Below are 14,676 nucleotides of genomic sequence, written 5' to 3'. Positions count from 1 at the left end.
CGAAAATTAGAAACTCATGACTCGAGCGTTCACTTTTAAATCAATAAACAGTTTAACCAATTGTTTTATATCAATAATTATTTTAATTATTTATTTTTGACCTAAATAAGCCAAGATCATACTCGACAATTCGCGCTTAAGTTGTTGTTCTGATATAAGAAAATTGTTCTGACTCACATATCGCATCATCGTAAAAAGCGTACTATTAATAATTACAAAGGATTTATGCTTCACCTGTTCGAAGTCCCACTGATGAGGATTTCTACTAAATGTATATAGTCCTACTTCAAAAAAATGCTTTTCTAAAATCTGAGCAGCTTGCGAATGGCTATAGTTATGCCAATGTTTCAGTACTTCTATAAAAAAACCATGATCGGCTTTTAATGCATTAAACCCTAGTTCTATCGCCAAGGGGATGAGCAGGTCTAAAGGAATATTTCCTTGCTGCATAACCAGCTCTTTAAGTTGATGTCCTAATAGTTCGCTTTTACGGCGTAATAGTTCTTCTATGATTTGATCTTTATTCTCAAAGTATTGGTAAATCGAACCTATACTTACTCCAGATTTTTCTGCAATTTTAGGAGTCGTTGTATGAAGCAATCCATATTGGGCAATACAGTGTTGTGTCGCCTCTAAAATATGATCAACAATAATTTTTGAACGCTGTTGTTGTGGAGCTTTTCTCATCAGTTTTTTATTCTTTAAATGCGAATTGAATGCGAATAATTATTCATATTAGCCTATTTATTATTCAGTTCAATAAGTAAGTAACGATATGCAAACGATTAGCCCAACTCGACTCGCTTCTTTTAATGACATGCAAGACAGTAATTTCTTTACTCAGTTTTTAAATATCTGTTGCGAAAAACCAGCTCAACCAAACTATACGGAATATGTGTCTTTACAACGTGCTCTTTATGAAGGGGACGTTGAAATGGATAAGGTGATTGATTGGGTTATGCAAAATCCCAAAGATCATCGCATGATTTTTGAAAAGATATTATTTCAAGGTCGCTATGACCTCTCTGAGCCGATACCTACTAAGTTAGAAAATTTCTTTAATTACATTGAACAAAAGCCTGAATGGTTAGACCAGCGCCAAATTGATGAGGCTGTTAAATTTACTCATCGTTTAGGAATAAATAACGGTTTTATCCTTAGAGATTTATCTTTAATGGCAGGATACTTATATCCGGGATTTAATCAGCCTCTAATTTTAACTGGCGCATTGAAAAAACAGGCGGGTACTCGTTTAGCAGAAACCACAAAATGGTGGGTTGATATTACTGAACCTCAGGGACTTTCTCGTTTAAGCTCAGGTTTCACGTCAACGATTTATGTTCGCTTTATTCACGCACTTGTTCGCCGACAATTAAAAAAGTCTGATCGTTGGGATAGTGAAGTTTGGGGAATTCCACTTAATCAATTTGATCTAGCAATGACTAATTTGGCTTTTAGCAGTGTAGTTTTACTTGGTATTAGAGCTTTAGGTATATGGCCAACGCAACAAGAAGCTAAGAGTTTTTTACATTTTTGGCGTTATGTTGGCTGGTTGATGGGTATTGATGAAAAATGGCTTATTCAATCTGAAACCGAAGGTTGGCGGTTACTTTACTGGATGCAGTTTGCCCATCCTCGCTCTGATCACAGCAGTGTTGAACTAGGTTCAAGCTTATCTAAAGAGCCTTTTGAGAGAAAATATCTGCATTTACGCTCTTTGCAGCAGAAGCTTGCCTACCGCCAACATTTAGAACTTACCCAATTTTTTATTGGTAAGAAAAGAATGAAACTACTTGGATTGCCTCAGCAGTCTGCTTCATGGTTTGCTTATTATTTGATTGTGCGCAATTCACTACTTTATAGTGGTGCCAAGCTTTCACCAAAAGTTGAAAAGTTTTTATCTAAATCAGGTCGCAATATACAAAAGCTTGGCTTAACGCTTTATCAGAATCAAGGTAAGGCAAAAACCTTAGCAAGTATGCATCAATAATTCTTAGAACCTAAAAATAACAAAAGGAAGCCTGTTAACCAGACTTCCTTTTTCAAATATTAAGACACTTATTGAGCTGATGAACTATGCATGTGCATTTCAGCGTGATTCATTTGCTCAGGTGTTTCCACCATTTGCTTATTTTTTTGACTTGGCATGTAGTCAGGCTCATTGTTGATCGCCACGTAAAAAATAATCATAAACAATAAGCTCAAGATACAAGCCACAATAAGTGACTTCCATCCCCACCACGATTGTTCAGGCGATAATTTATTTGTCATTTCATTTCTCTCATTCAATTAATATTTTCAGTTCATTTCATTCGCTATAGCTTATTAAAACTTCATGCTCATACGAACCCAGTAATTTCTTCCGATATTGTTGAATTGCTCTTCACTCGCAAATCCAAAACCTGCACTACCCGCTTTGTTTAAGTGTTCGGTATAGGTTTTATCTAGTACGTTATCGATACCAACAGAGACATCAATATCTTTACGAAGGTTGTAACTTCCGTTTAAAGAAAGAGTTGAAAAACCTTTACTTGGTTTGAGGTCATACCCCACGATGTTACCTTGATGGAGACTCACACGGTTTTGCTCAGCAACAGCTCGCCACAACAGACCCAAGTTATATTTATCAGCCACATAGCGAACATTTAAACGACCTTCTAAAGGGGAAATTTGAGGTAGCGGTTTGTCATCTGTGGTGTTTTTACCCCATGCATACATCGCACTCAAATCTGCCTGAATATGGTCAGTAAATTGATATCCAATACCTGCTTCCGCGCCTGCGATGGTTGCATCGACATTTTTAGCGCCCGCAGTAATATCATGACTCATGTCATGTCCATCCATTCCAGCACTTGGGTGATGGTGATAACTCATTAAAATGTAGTCATCTACTAAGCCTGCATAAGCAGAAGCCCATGTATTTAAAGCGCCATGTTGCTGCTGGAAGCCCATATCCAACTGTAATGTTTTCTCAGGATTCACACCGTTAAAAGTATTGGTTGAGCCAGCATTACCGTGTTTAGGCGAGAAAAGCTCCCAATAATCAGGCATACGCTCTACATAACCTAAACCGATATAGCTTTTTAGGTCATGTTCAGGATGTTGATTTTCCCAGCGAACGAATGTACTCGGTAAAGTCTTTTCAAGTTTAGTATTAAAGCCTTTTGACTGAGAATCGGCGCGTTCATCTTCAACTGTGACTCGATCTAAACGCACACCTGTGACCAGTTTGTTGAGATCGTTCCATTGATAACCAAGTTCACCAAAAGCACCGTATGATTGAAAACGCATATCTTGACGATATGGAATATTCATTGAAGGCATATTTGGCGATGACATGCTACCGCCATGTTTATTAAATTGAGAATCTACACCTGTGATTAGGCTCCACTTATTCCATTCAGAGGTCATGGCCAAACGTGAATTGAGTGTACGGCGTGTCACTTCCATTGCCATCGCGTTTGGCATGAGCATGGTCATACCACCATGGTTCATTTCAACTAATGGCGGTGTGCGCAAGCTAAAGTTATCCATAATATGGTCGTTATAGCTGTAGTTCACCTGCCCTTCAATTTTCTTAATGACATCAGTGATATTTTTCTTTTCGAACCGCAGACCTAAGCTTTCTCGCGCAAATTGAGATCCGTCCATTGAACGTCCAGCATAAAGCGACTCACCATCAGATTTTCCACCTGTGAGTTCAATCCATGTGTCTTCATCTGGAGTAAGGCCAAGCGCTACATCAGCATTCCACTTCTTCCATGCTGATGGCACGGTATTACCATCACCGTCTTGATAACTATTCGATTCTGAACGGTTGGCATTTAAACGGATATATTTTTTCTCATCGCCAACGGCCGCTTCAACATTATGATCAATACGTCCATATGAGCCTAGTAAAACACTCGCTTGTCCACGATAAGGTTTTTCAGAGGTGAGTTTCTCAGGCTGACGTTCAAACAGGACTGTTGCTGCCGAACCTGTATTGGCATATTGAACAGTTTGCGGACCTTTAATGACAGAAATACGGTCATAACTTTCTGGAGAGATATAAGAAGTTGGAGCATCCATACGGTTTGGACATGCACCTAGGTTTTCCGTTCCATCTGTCAAAATTTTGATGCGTGAACCAAACATGCCTCGGAATGTCACATCACCATTGGTTCCACCGCTTTGTATCGAGTTAAAACCCATAATACTTTGTAGATAGTCTGCCCCATCTGTAGCAGGTACTGGCTGAATTGGCTGTTTCGGGTCTGCATGTACAATCAAGCCATTTGCATCATTACCTTGTTGTGCTGTAACAACAATAGGTGCTAATGAATGAAGTGTTTTGGTATCGGCATCATTCTTTTCTGAATCAGCAAAAACCAAACCCGAATAAGAGACAGCAAGCATCGCAACCCATAAAGGTTGTAGTAAAAATTTAGAATGTGGCATTTTTTATACGCTCTAAAACATAAATAAAGTGATATCGAAGTCAATAAAGACCCCAAAAAAAATTGCTTTTATTTATGCAAATAGAGGTGGTGCACGCCCTTGCGGGAGTAAGAAGAGTCGCTGTAGCGCAAAATAAACATGTCTAAATGCTTGTTGATAAGCGACTAAGCGAACTTGTATACGAACAAGCACCTCTTTTACGCCAAATTCGGGAGGTAAAACCAGATTGGCATAGACGGTACAATATTGGCACTGGTGATTTGCATCATGGTGGTCATGATGTTCAGGTACTTGTGCTTGTTCGATATGGTGGTCGTGATGTGAATGATGCATGGCATGTGACATGGTTTCCATTTGTGCTTTAGGTTTAAGCAAAGCACGAGTAATAGTTTCACAGACCGGAGCAATTTGATATTGCTTCGGTAATAGCGGCTGTAGAAATACCGCAACCTGTAAAAATACTGCTGCACATGCAAGCAGTAAACCACTACGAAAAACCAAAAATCACATCCACACTATATTAATGTTTCAAGAATAGAAATTTTTAACGTTTTACTGCAACTTTTTCACGCTCACGTTGACGAACAACTTTTTCGACTTTTTCTCGAGCACGCTGACGTTTAAGTGGCGACAAATAATCCACAAATAATTTGCCATTTAAGTGATCCATTTCATGTTGGATACAAACAGCGAGAAGTCCATCAGCTTCTATCTCAAATGCTTGACCTTCAAGGTTAATTGCCTCAATTTTCACACGTGACGGGCGCTCAACTTTGTCGTATATTTGTGGCACCGATAGGCAGCCTTCTTCGTACTGCTGCTTATCTTCTGTCAGTGGAGTGATTTTGGGGTTAATAAAAACCAAGGGTTCATCTTTAGCTTCAGATAAATCTATAACGATTAACTGAATATGACGATCTACTTGTGAAGCTGCTAAACCAATACCTGGTGCGGCATACATGGTTTCAAGCATATCTGCTGCAAGTTGACGAATTTCATCAGTAACTTCTTCAACAGGCTTAGCAATGGTACGAAGACGGGGATCAGGAAAACTTAAAATAGGTAATAAGGCCATACTGACGTCCTCACTTATGCCATTGATTGAAAAACCAAATGAAGGAAATACTTCATCGAAAAATTGTGTGTTAGCCGCCTATTATAACGCATCTGCACGCATAATTTTTAGGAATTATCATAATGAAAAAGGTTTTTAACGGCATGGTTGAATTTCATGCTTTGGGGATAAAAAAGCATTTACTTGCTTTCGCACTTTTTACAGGGGTTGCAATGGGTACAGTAGCAGAGGTTCATGCTGCTAGTCCGAACCATAATCCACCCTCTCTAAAAAGTAATGCACCACATGTCTACATTGTAAAACGCGGAGATACGCTGTGGGATATTTCCGGTCATTTCCTAAGTAAACCTTGGCGCTGGCCAGAGATCTGGGCAAATAATCAACATGTCAAAAATCCACACTGGATTTACCCTGGTGACCGATTGTTGTTATGCAGTTTAGCGGGTCGACCATTGATCGGTAAAGATGAGGGAGATGGTTGCATTGGCATTATTCGTCGCTACACAGGCCAAATGACAAACTTACAGCCTCAAGTTCGTGTGGAATCGCTTAACGATAACGTGCCCGTTATTCCGCTTGAACATATTAAACAGTGGTTAGAACACAGCACAATTTTGCCAGCCGACGCAATTGAACACACTCCTTATGTAGTGGGTACTGCTGATCAACGCGTGCTTGCGGCAAGAGGCCAAACCATTTATGCGCGTGGACAAGGTTTAGTTAATGGTCAACGTTATGCAGTCTACCGTGAAGGCGAACCTTATTATTTCACAGACAGTAAAGGTAAAAAGCATAGTCTAGGTATTGAACTGCAACAAGTTGCTTCAGGGATTGCGATCTCTTCTGAAAAAGACATAACAACGCTTGAGTTAACTGATAGCTACAATTCCGAAGTACGCCGTGGTGATCGGGTTATGCCGGAAGAAGAAGCAACATTACCTACTTTATTTTATCCAGTAGACGCCACTCAAGTTACAGATGCTGGCAAGATCATTCGTGTAATGGGTTCAATTGGCAGCGCTGCAAAAAATAGTGTGGTGACTTTGGACCGAGGTACAGCACAAGGGATTCAAGTAGGTCAAGTTTTTGATATTACTCAAAAAGGCGAGACCATCCGAGACCCTAAAACCAAAGAACCAATACAGTTACCAGGACAACAGATTGGTAGTCTGATGGTTTTCAGAACCTTTGATCAGCTTAGCTATGCCTACGTATTAGAAAGTGACCTACCTATTAAAGTTGGTTCAAGTATTCAGCCACCTCGTTTTGATGATTAACGCTGGATATACCCTTTACAATGCTTACTCAACTTTCTTCACACCATTACCACACGCTTAAAGTGTGGTATTTGGTGCAACACTCCTTAGTTAGCTTCAAAAAAATTGTCAATTATTTTGGTAGCTGTGAAAAAGCGGTCCAACCTGCTGGGTTATCTCAATGGCGCAATCTCGGGTTACATGCTAATCACTTAAAACGCGTAGATGAATTTCAAACTGCTCAGGGTCAAGCTCAGTTTGAAAAACTAATTGAGCAGATCCAGCAATATACTGACTTTATTTTAACGTCCGAAGACTCTGGCTATCCTACTCAATTACTACCTTATACAGACCATCCACCCATCATTTTTGGAAAAGGACAAGCTCAGGCTTTGTTACAGCCACAAATTGCGATTGTCGGTAGTCGAAAACCAAGCCCGCATGGTCGTCAGGTTGCTTATGATTTTGCCTATTACTTAAGTGAAAAAGGATTTTATGTAAGTAGTGGTTTGGCATATGGGATTGACGAAGCTGCTCACCAAGGAGCTTCAGCACATCAACGTACGATTGCTGTGACAGGGACCGGTTTAGACAGTACCTACCCTGCTCAAAATAAAAAACTTGCAGAACAGATCTTGGCTCAAAACGGCGCCATCATTACTGAGTTTTTGCCCGGTACGCCACCATTACAGCAACATTTTCCTCGTAGGAACCGAATTGTCAGTGGCCTGAGTTTAGGTGTTTTAGTGGTAGAAGCGACTTTAAAAAGTGGTTCTCTCATTACTGCGAACAAAGCTGCCGAGCAAGGTAAAACCGTATTTGCCATTCCTGGTCATATTTACAGTGAGTTTCATCAGGGCTGCCATCAACTTATTCGTGAGGGAGCCATTTTAGTCGATCATCCTGAACAAATTATTGAAGATCTTGCTTTACCTACTCAATGGCAAAGTCAGCAACAGAACTCAACTGAAGAGGTCGTGGTTTCTTGTGCCCCAGAAATTCCTGAGCACTTAATTAACCTTTATCAGTCTTTAGACTGGGTCGGACAAAATATTGACCAGCTTGTCATACACCACTCTCAACCTGTGGCAGAACTCACCTCTTCACTCATGGAACTAGAACTACTTGGTTTATGTATGCAACAATCAGGGCTGTATTTACGTTGTCGCTCTTAGTGCTGGAGCACAATAGCAATTCTGTTTGATTGAAAGGAAGAGTATTACCATGATTACCACCTCAGTTACCGAAGCAGCCGAATGTTTACAACAAGGTCAAGTTTTGGCATATCCAACTGAGGCAGTTTGGGGGTTAGGTTGCGACCCTTTTAATGAACAAGCTTTTCAAAAAATTCTTGAGTTAAAGCAAAGGCCTATTGAAAAGGGAGTGATTTTGTTAGCAGGTCATATTAGCCAAGTTGAGCACCTACTAACTTCTCTACCTCAAACAACCCAACAAGAAATTATTGATTGTTGGACGAATCATCAACCTTCTGAAAGAGCTACAACTTGGCTATTGCCTGCTGGCGAACACATTCCTTCTTGGATTAAAGGTGAACATCCACTTGTTGCTGTTCGAGTCACTACACATCCTTTGTGTGTGGCATTATGCAATGCTTTTCATGGTTTTATTGTCTCGACGAGTGCTAACCCAAGTGGGCAAGAACCTGCTCATTCACTACAAGATGCCTGCCAATACTTTGGTTCACAATTAAACTATCTCAATGGTGATTTAGGCCAAAGTCAGCAACCAAGTAGAATTATTAATGCTCTCACTGGAGAGATTATTCGCGCCTAATTTCAGACAAAAAAAAAGCTCAGTTATATAGGGATAACTGAGCATAAAAAAGGATGGGTATATACCGCATCCAGAGGGTTTGGATATCTCTGCAACGAAAGATAATTTGCACAAAAAGCACGTCTTTCGTAGTGGTCGCTATTATGTAGTAAGAGATCAAATGAGAGAAATATATTATTTCTCTAAAAAAAGCATGAAAAGTGTAGGGAATTTACGAATTTTCACTTATAAATTAAAATTATATTAATATTTTTACTCGGCTTTTTTAATATTTATATTTCAATCTATTCTTATAAACTATTTATAAATCATATAGAAAAACTTTAACTAAGAAAAAAATGGCATATTTTCATCAGTTTTTTTAAAAATATGCCATAGTTTTTTTTAACGACTTTAGTTTTGCTCTTGCATTAAACTGCTCTTTTTAGGACTGACTTTTTTCTGAGCCATAATGATACCAATTAAGATAACAATCCCACCTATTGTGTGATAGATGGTCCATTGCTCAGATAACCAAAGGCTTGCAATAACTGCTGTAAAAACAGGAACCAAGTTCATAAAAATACTTGTTCTATTGGGACCCAATTGTTGAACAGCCAACATCCAAACTAACGGTGCAATCAGTGAAGCAAATACACCTGCATAAATAGCACTTGGCGCATTTTGTGCATTTAAAGCATCTAGTCCAAACCAAAAAATTAAAGGCAGATGAAATATTACAGAGAATCCAATCTGAACATATAAGCTTGTCATGATTGGAAGGGGAAGCTGCCATTTTTTAAGGAAAACCCCATAAAATGCATAGAAGAATACGGCAATAATCATCAATGCATCACCAAGATGCCCGCCTCCACTTAATAAATGGCTAATATTTCCTTGGGACATAACATAGAGCAAACCTGCGAAAGATAAAATGCTGCCAAAAACTGCAAATCGATTAGGCACATCTTTTAAAATCGCAAGCGAAACAAAGATTGTAAAGATAGGAATAAATGCATTCACAATTCCCATATTGGTTGCACTGGTATAATGGGCAGCCGTATAAGCAAGTCCTTGATAAAGCACCATCCCAAATGCACTTAACACAGCCAACTTAGGTAAATATGGTATTACTAGTCGTCTTTGTCTCCACACAGGCATAAACATAAATGGAGTCAAAATAATAAAAGCGATTAACCACCGATAGAAGCTGATACTTACCGGAGAAATATAATCCGAGACATAGCGGGTGACTACAATATTTAAAGACCAAATCAGTACTGCCAAAATGGGAAAAATAAATGCCCATTTGTGATATTTCATGACCTGACTCATAGTAATACACCATCTACAAAAGAGATTTTATTTTGAAGAATGTCTTAATAAATTGAAATATCGTATTTCCGACATTGATATTGAACTTAGGACATCATCTTTTTCTAGAATCTAAAATAATGTCCAAGCTTTCACCGCATGACCTACCACTTTATGTAATTGCTCGCTACTCGCACCATCTCTCGCTTGAATAGTCAGACCTTGAATGACAGTGGTATAAAAATCAGTCATTTCCTGTAAAGGAGCATGAGAAGATAAATCCCCCTGCTCTACACCTTGCTGAAGGCGTTTTAATAATTTTTCTTTTGTCTTTATGCGCTTATCTAATAGATTTTGCTGTACATCTTGAGTTGCATCAGAGCAATTCATAGCAGCAACGACCACCATACAACCTGCTGGCTTATTCGGCTGAACCAATCTTTTAACAATGTCATAAAGATATAACTCAACAGCAATTTTTGCAGTTTTTGCTTCTACAAATATAGTGTCAATCGGACATCCTTCATGAGCTAAATAGTAATCAACACATCTGTAAAACAGCCCTTCTTTGTCGCCGAAAGCACTGTATAAGCTAGGTGCTGTAATTTCCAAAGCTTGTGTTAAATCACTAATAGACGTTGCTTCATAACCATGCTCCCAAAACAGCAACATTGCTTTTTGCAAAACCTGTTGTTCATCAAAGCATTTAGGACGTCCACGCTTTTTTTTCAGCGCGTCTTCTGTAACAGCTAAATTCGTTTCATGCCTATTTGTCATAAAGATCACATCTATTTTTATAACAATCGCTATTAAATTAATTGACGTTCGATTTTTTATCAACTATTTTATTTTCATAATGATCGTTAGTTAATTAATAAATTGCCTTTCTTCACTCTAAATTTAGCCAAGTAAGGATTTCCTATGGACCAATCTTCTATTTCTAAAGCGCGACCCACGACCTCCCCTCAAGGGAGCTGGTTTGCCATTTTGGCCGTTGCGATTGCAGCGTTTGCATTAGTAACAAGTGAATTTTTACCTGTTGGTGTTTTAAATAGTGTTGCAACAGATTTAAATATTTCTGTCGGTACAGCAGGTCTTATTATTACTGTACCCGGCATTATGGCAGCAATTGCCGCCCCTCTATTACCTGTATCTGTGAAACAACTTGATCGGCGTTATGTACTCATTTTACTGACAGCGATTATGGTCATTGCCAATACCATTACTGCCTTTGCAGAAAACTTCCATATTTTATTGCTCAGTCGCTTAATTTTAGGTATTTCAATTGGTGGATTCTGGGCGACAGCAATTGCTTTAAGTGGGAAATTAGCTCCCTCGCATCTTCCTATTGCGAAAGCAACAGCTGTAGTGATGGCTGGTGTAACTTTTGCGACAGTTTTAGGGGTTCCGATTGGAACATGGTTAAGTGAATTTTATGGTTGGCGCAGTGCTTTTGGAATTACAGCAGGCATTGGCTTAGTTGTTTTAATCTTACAATTAATCTTTTTACCTAAACTTGTTCCAGACTCCGCAATTCATATAAGAGACTTACCAGCATTATTACGCACCCCTAAAGCACGTAGTGGTATGTTGATTGTTTTACTGATCGGACTTGCTCATTTTTGTGCCTATAGCTATTTAGCACCTTTCTTCAAAAATATTGCAGGATTCAACGGTACAACAATTAGTTCATTATTATTGCTCTATGGAATTGCAGGTATTTTCGGAAATGCGTTCGCAGGATATAGCGGGAATTTAAATGTCCGATATACACTTGCCTTTGTTAGCGCTTGCTTTGCAATTGTGTTTTTTGGATTCCCACTTTTTGCCATTCATGAATTTGGTGCTATTGTCTTAACAGCTTTATGGGGCTTCGCATTTGGCGCTTTCCCTACCTCAGCAAATATTTGGATGTTTGTACATGCACCAAATGCAGTTGAAAAGGGTATGCCACTTTTTGTAGGTATGTTTCAAGTGATGATTGCGACAGGTTCATTATTAGGTGGATATGTAGTTGATCATTTCAATGAAAATACTTTAATTTATGGCGTATTAAGTTTTGTTGCCCTAGCATTACTAAGTACATTTACCTTAGCAAAAGGTTTAAATAATCCTAAAGCTACTTGTGAAAATTAAAATATAAGTCAGAGCACCTAAATGAAAAATGAGGACCAACAATTTTCTTTATTGAACAGTATAGAAGTTCATGAATTTCTATACCAAAAAGAAGATATTGTTCGTCCTCATGCATCCCTCTGGGGAGATTTTAATTTCAGTTTGAATGGCATTTTGGAAATGCAGGTAGAGGAACAAATCTACTTATCTCCTCCAAGCTATGGGCTTTGGATTCCTCCTCAAACAGTTCATCAATCTACTCATATCGACCATGAAATTCACTATATCTGTATTCGACTACACCCTAGCCTCTGTTCTATTTTAGGTGACGTCTGTAAATGTTTTAGTATTCAGCCTTTCTTTCGAACCTTAGTTTTACAAATTCTCGAACAGCAAAAACAAACCGAAAAACCTGAATATTTAGAGCATCTTTTACAAGTTTTATTTGATCAACTTAAACAAGCTCCTGCATATTCACATTATTTACCGCAAACGCGACATCCTGTTTTATTGCCTATACTAGAAAAACTCTCAGACCCATTACTTTTTGACCACTCTTTACAGCAGTTGCTACAAAATTTCTCGGTCAGTGATCGCCACTTATTACGTTTGAGTCAACAAGAGCTTCAGCTTTCGTTGTCGGAATGGCGTAACCGAGCCAAAATTGTTTATGCCATTCATCAGATCCGCCAAGGGACATCCATTAAGCGTTTAGCATACGATTTAGGTTATCAACATAGCTCAAGTTTTATCGAGTTTTTTAAACGTTATACAGGGCAAACGCCTATACAAATTAGAAATAACTAGAATTTAGTTTATCTTTAAAAACTTTTTCTTTTTTGAACACGAATATTATTGCACTGCCCATCAATAGCAGTTAAAACAAATGCGTTACTTGATATCAATTACAATCTTCAGGAAAGACTCATGACACAATCTGTATATCACATTCCAGTAAAAGCCATTTCAGGCGAAACGGTTGACCTCGAACAATACAAAGGTAAAGTTTTACTTATTGTAAATACTGCTTCTAAATGTGGTTTAACTCCACAATACGAAGGGTTAGAAAAGCTTTATCAAGCCAAGAAAGATCAAGGTCTTGAAATTTTAGGTTTCCCTGCAAACAACTTTAAGGAACAAGAACCAGGTTCTGATGAAGAAATTCAACAATTCTGTTCATTAAATTACGATGTTCACTTCCCTTTATTTTCTAAAGTATCTGTTGCAGGTGAAGACAAGCATCCACTGTATGCAACTTTGACATCAGCTCAACCAGAACGTACTGGTGAAGGACCTTTCCGTGAACGCTTAGAAGGTTTAGGTATTCCAACTAATCCAGCTCCAGAAGTTTTATGGAACTTCGAAAAATTCTTAATTAATAAAAATGGCGAAGTAGTGGCTCGTTTTGCTCCAAACCTAACTGCTGATGATGAACAAATTGTTAAAGCAGTTGAAGCAGAGTTAGCAAAATAACGGTTTTAAAAACGTGAAAAAGAGCGTTTTCTACGCTCTTTTTTATTATCTGATCAAAGTGTTGTTTGTTTGCAAAAATACAATCTTTCTCCATATTTTATGCCTATAGTACCTATTTGCTTTATTTGATGTTGTTTGTAGTTATGAAAAAAGTTTTACAGGGTGCATTTCTTCCTTTTGTAATTTTTGCCTCAGGCATGCTTTTACTCGGGTGTGATCAAGCACGAGATCATGCTACTGAACAAGAAAATACTGAAATAAGTGAACAGGCATCTGATCAAGCTATTGAACGACAAGAATCAGATATTGCTCCAAGCAAAACTGAACTCAAAAGCGGCAATATTTTTTATATGGTACGAGATGCTGCTAATTTACAGCTTAAAGCTGGAGATTATGTTGAACAGCTTAAAGACACTCAACTTGATGTTGAACAAGCGATTCAAGATAAGAATCAAAGTGAATTAAAAACAACTGTTTCAACTTTAAAACAGCAACTACAAGGTTTAAATCAAGCCCTTCTCACCTTAGATATCAAAAGCCAGGAAATTGAGAATATCCGCCAAAGTTTACTCCATGCCAATCAACAAGCTCTTAGTATGCCGTTATTAAATGGGAAATTAGATCAAATCAATTTTGACCAAATTGAAAAACAGCTGAATACTATTCAAATGGATATGGTTAAGTTAGCTGCCATGATTATGGCTGGAGATGAAAAATCAGACTCAAAAACTGAATCTTAAAAATTAACTTATAAAAAAAGCCACCTTACGGTGGCTTTTTCAATCTCGAACCGCGTCTTATTGAGCGCGGTTTTTGATTTTACGGATTGTTTCAAGCTGGCCTGAGATCTCTGATAGAGATGCCAAAGCAGCAGCTGAGTCCAAATCACTCTTTTGGTTCGCAAGCAATTGTTCAGCATTTTTACGTGCTTCTAAAATTGCAGCTTCATCCAAGTTGTCTGCACGGATTGCAGTATCTGCAAGAACCGTTACAACATGAGGTTGAACTTCTAAAACACCGCCAGATACATAGACGATTTCTTCTGTACCATTTTCCAACTGAACACGAATCGGGCCCGGTTGAAGCAAGGTTACAAGTGGAGCGTGTCCTGGCAAAATACCAAGCTCACCACCAGCACCTTTCGCGATTAACATCGTTACTGCGCCAGAGTAAATAGACTCTTTAACACTTACGACATCACATTGCATAGTCGCCATGAGATGATCTCCT

15 protein-coding genes and 1 pseudogene are annotated in these 14,676 nt (G+C 38.5%); 8 read left to right on the top strand and 8 right to left on the bottom strand.

The window, feature by feature from the left end:
• Window positions 1–116: 116 nt before the first annotated feature.
• A pseudogene (locus I7H67_RS16980) lies at window positions 117–687 on the bottom strand (TetR/AcrR family transcriptional regulator).
• A gap of 88 nt (window positions 688–775) precedes the next feature.
• Here I7H67_RS16980 and I7H67_RS16975 point away from each other — a divergent pair.
• Window positions 776–1,990, top strand: a complete 1,215-nt coding sequence (locus I7H67_RS16975; RefSeq protein ID WP_198308398.1) for an oxygenase MpaB family protein — start codon at window positions 776–778, stop codon at window positions 1,988–1,990.
• A 68-nt stretch (window positions 1,991–2,058) separates the two neighbouring features.
• On the opposite strand, the gene I7H67_RS16970 is transcribed toward I7H67_RS16975, so the two are convergent.
• The 4 genes from I7H67_RS16970 to def all read right to left on the bottom strand — a co-directional run bounded on the left by I7H67_RS16970 (window position 2,059) and on the right by def (window position 5,515).
• Window positions 2,059–2,271: a hypothetical protein gene (locus I7H67_RS16970; RefSeq protein ID WP_005309173.1), complete on the bottom strand. Its 213-nt coding sequence runs from the start codon at window positions 2,269–2,271 to the stop codon at window positions 2,059–2,061.
• Between the two features lie 54 nt (window positions 2,272–2,325).
• Window positions 2,326–4,440, bottom strand: coding sequence for a TonB-dependent copper receptor (locus tag I7H67_RS16965; RefSeq protein WP_198308397.1), 2,115 nt, complete (start codon window positions 4,438–4,440; stop codon window positions 2,326–2,328).
• A 72-nt stretch (window positions 4,441–4,512) separates the two neighbouring features.
• A complete protein-coding gene (locus I7H67_RS16960; RefSeq protein WP_198308396.1) occupies window positions 4,513–4,941 on the bottom strand; it encodes a DUF2946 family protein in 429 nt (142 codons plus the stop codon).
• 43 nt (window positions 4,942–4,984) lie between these two features.
• Window positions 4,985–5,515 (bottom strand): peptide deformylase, encoded by a 531-nt coding sequence (def, locus tag I7H67_RS16955; RefSeq protein WP_004795267.1) that lies wholly within the window; start codon window positions 5,513–5,515, stop codon window positions 4,985–4,987.
• A 122-nt stretch (window positions 5,516–5,637) separates the two neighbouring features.
• On the opposite strand from def, the gene I7H67_RS16950 reads away from it, so the two are divergent.
• The 3 genes from I7H67_RS16950 to I7H67_RS16940 are packed head-to-tail and all read left to right on the top strand — an operon-like array spanning window position 5,638 to window position 8,565.
• Window positions 5,638–6,792, top strand: a complete 1,155-nt coding sequence (locus I7H67_RS16950; RefSeq protein ID WP_198308395.1) for a LysM peptidoglycan-binding domain-containing protein — start codon at window positions 5,638–5,640, stop codon at window positions 6,790–6,792.
• 20 nt (window positions 6,793–6,812) lie between these two features.
• Window positions 6,813–7,946 carry a DNA-processing protein DprA gene (gene dprA / locus I7H67_RS16945; protein WP_198308394.1) on the top strand — a complete coding sequence of 378 codons (1,134 nt, stop codon included), beginning with the start codon at window positions 6,813–6,815 and terminating at the stop codon, window positions 7,944–7,946.
• Between the two features lie 49 nt (window positions 7,947–7,995).
• Window positions 7,996–8,565 (top strand): L-threonylcarbamoyladenylate synthase, encoded by a 570-nt coding sequence (locus I7H67_RS16940; protein WP_013199176.1) that lies wholly within the window; start codon window positions 7,996–7,998, stop codon window positions 8,563–8,565.
• A gap of 393 nt (window positions 8,566–8,958) precedes the next feature.
• Here the strand turns inward: I7H67_RS16940 and I7H67_RS16935 are convergent, their stop codons facing one another.
• Both I7H67_RS16935 and I7H67_RS16930 read right to left on the bottom strand, forming a co-directional pair.
• Window positions 8,959–9,879: a DMT family transporter gene (locus I7H67_RS16935; protein WP_198308393.1), complete on the bottom strand. Its 921-nt coding sequence runs from the start codon at window positions 9,877–9,879 to the stop codon at window positions 8,959–8,961.
• A gap of 111 nt (window positions 9,880–9,990) precedes the next feature.
• The gene (locus tag I7H67_RS16930) at window positions 9,991–10,644 is read right to left on the bottom strand and encodes a TetR/AcrR family transcriptional regulator (protein ID WP_151767486.1); all 654 of its coding nucleotides are present in this window, start codon (window positions 10,642–10,644) and stop codon (window positions 9,991–9,993) included.
• Between the two features lie 135 nt (window positions 10,645–10,779).
• Between I7H67_RS16930 and I7H67_RS16925 the strand changes: the two genes are divergently transcribed.
• The 4 genes from I7H67_RS16925 (at window position 10,780) to I7H67_RS16910 (ending at window position 14,186) form a co-directional block, all read left to right on the top strand.
• Window positions 10,780–11,994, top strand: a complete 1,215-nt coding sequence (locus I7H67_RS16925) for an MFS transporter (protein WP_198308392.1) — start codon at window positions 10,780–10,782, stop codon at window positions 11,992–11,994.
• Between the two features lie 21 nt (window positions 11,995–12,015).
• Window positions 12,016–12,780, top strand: a complete 765-nt coding sequence (locus I7H67_RS16920; protein ID WP_107882124.1) for an AraC family transcriptional regulator — start codon at window positions 12,016–12,018, stop codon at window positions 12,778–12,780.
• 120 nt (window positions 12,781–12,900) lie between these two features.
• Window positions 12,901–13,446, top strand: coding sequence for a glutathione peroxidase (locus I7H67_RS16915; RefSeq protein WP_004795283.1), 546 nt, complete (start codon window positions 12,901–12,903; stop codon window positions 13,444–13,446).
• 143 nt (window positions 13,447–13,589) lie between these two features.
• The gene (locus I7H67_RS16910) at window positions 13,590–14,186 is read left to right on the top strand and encodes a hypothetical protein (protein WP_081402319.1); all 597 of its coding nucleotides are present in this window, start codon (window positions 13,590–13,592) and stop codon (window positions 14,184–14,186) included.
• Between the two features lie 57 nt (window positions 14,187–14,243).
• On the opposite strand, the gene I7H67_RS16905 is transcribed toward I7H67_RS16910, so the two are convergent.
• A complete protein-coding gene (locus tag I7H67_RS16905) occupies window positions 14,244–14,663 on the bottom strand; it encodes a F0F1 ATP synthase subunit epsilon (protein ID WP_004795288.1) in 420 nt (139 codons plus the stop codon).
• Window positions 14,664–14,676 lie beyond the last annotated feature (13 nt).

The sequence above is a fragment of the Acinetobacter sp. ACIN00229 genome (assembly GCF_016106645.1).
In the GTDB taxonomy this organism is placed as follows: Bacteria; Pseudomonadota; Gammaproteobacteria; order Pseudomonadales; family Moraxellaceae; genus Acinetobacter; species Acinetobacter oleivorans.
The sequence above is the reverse complement of the archived record's forward strand: the minus strand, read 5'-3'. Positions and strand labels throughout refer to the sequence as shown.

Bases quoted from the DNA above. Each gene is read 5' to 3' on its own strand.
- def (WP_004795267.1), bottom strand. From the start codon at position 5,515: ATGGCCTTATTACCTATTTTAAGTTTTCCTGATCCCCGTCTTCGTACC.
- I7H67_RS16920 (WP_107882124.1), top strand. From the start codon at position 12,016: ATGAAAAATGAGGACCAACAATTTTCTTTATTGAACAGTATAGAAGTT.
- dprA (WP_198308394.1), top strand. From the start codon at position 6,813: ATGCTTACTCAACTTTCTTCACACCATTACCACACGCTTAAAGTGTGG.
- I7H67_RS16970 (WP_005309173.1), bottom strand. From the start codon at position 2,271: ATGACAAATAAATTATCGCCTGAACAATCGTGGTGGGGATGGAAGTCA.
- I7H67_RS16910 (WP_081402319.1), top strand. From the start codon at position 13,590: ATGAAAAAAGTTTTACAGGGTGCATTTCTTCCTTTTGTAATTTTTGCC.
- I7H67_RS16975 (WP_198308398.1), top strand. From the start codon at position 776: ATGCAAACGATTAGCCCAACTCGACTCGCTTCTTTTAATGACATGCAA.
- I7H67_RS16940 (WP_013199176.1), top strand. From the start codon at position 7,996: ATGATTACCACCTCAGTTACCGAAGCAGCCGAATGTTTACAACAAGGT.
- I7H67_RS16905 (WP_004795288.1), bottom strand. From the start codon at position 14,663: ATGGCGACTATGCAATGTGATGTCGTAAGTGTTAAAGAGTCTATTTAC.
- I7H67_RS16915 (WP_004795283.1), top strand. From the start codon at position 12,901: ATGACACAATCTGTATATCACATTCCAGTAAAAGCCATTTCAGGCGAA.
- I7H67_RS16925 (WP_198308392.1), top strand. From the start codon at position 10,780: ATGGACCAATCTTCTATTTCTAAAGCGCGACCCACGACCTCCCCTCAA.
- I7H67_RS16965 (WP_198308397.1), bottom strand. From the start codon at position 4,440: ATGCCACATTCTAAATTTTTACTACAACCTTTATGGGTTGCGATGCTT.
- I7H67_RS16950 (WP_198308395.1), top strand. From the start codon at position 5,638: ATGAAAAAGGTTTTTAACGGCATGGTTGAATTTCATGCTTTGGGGATA.
- I7H67_RS16935 (WP_198308393.1), bottom strand. From the start codon at position 9,879: ATGAGTCAGGTCATGAAATATCACAAATGGGCATTTATTTTTCCCATT.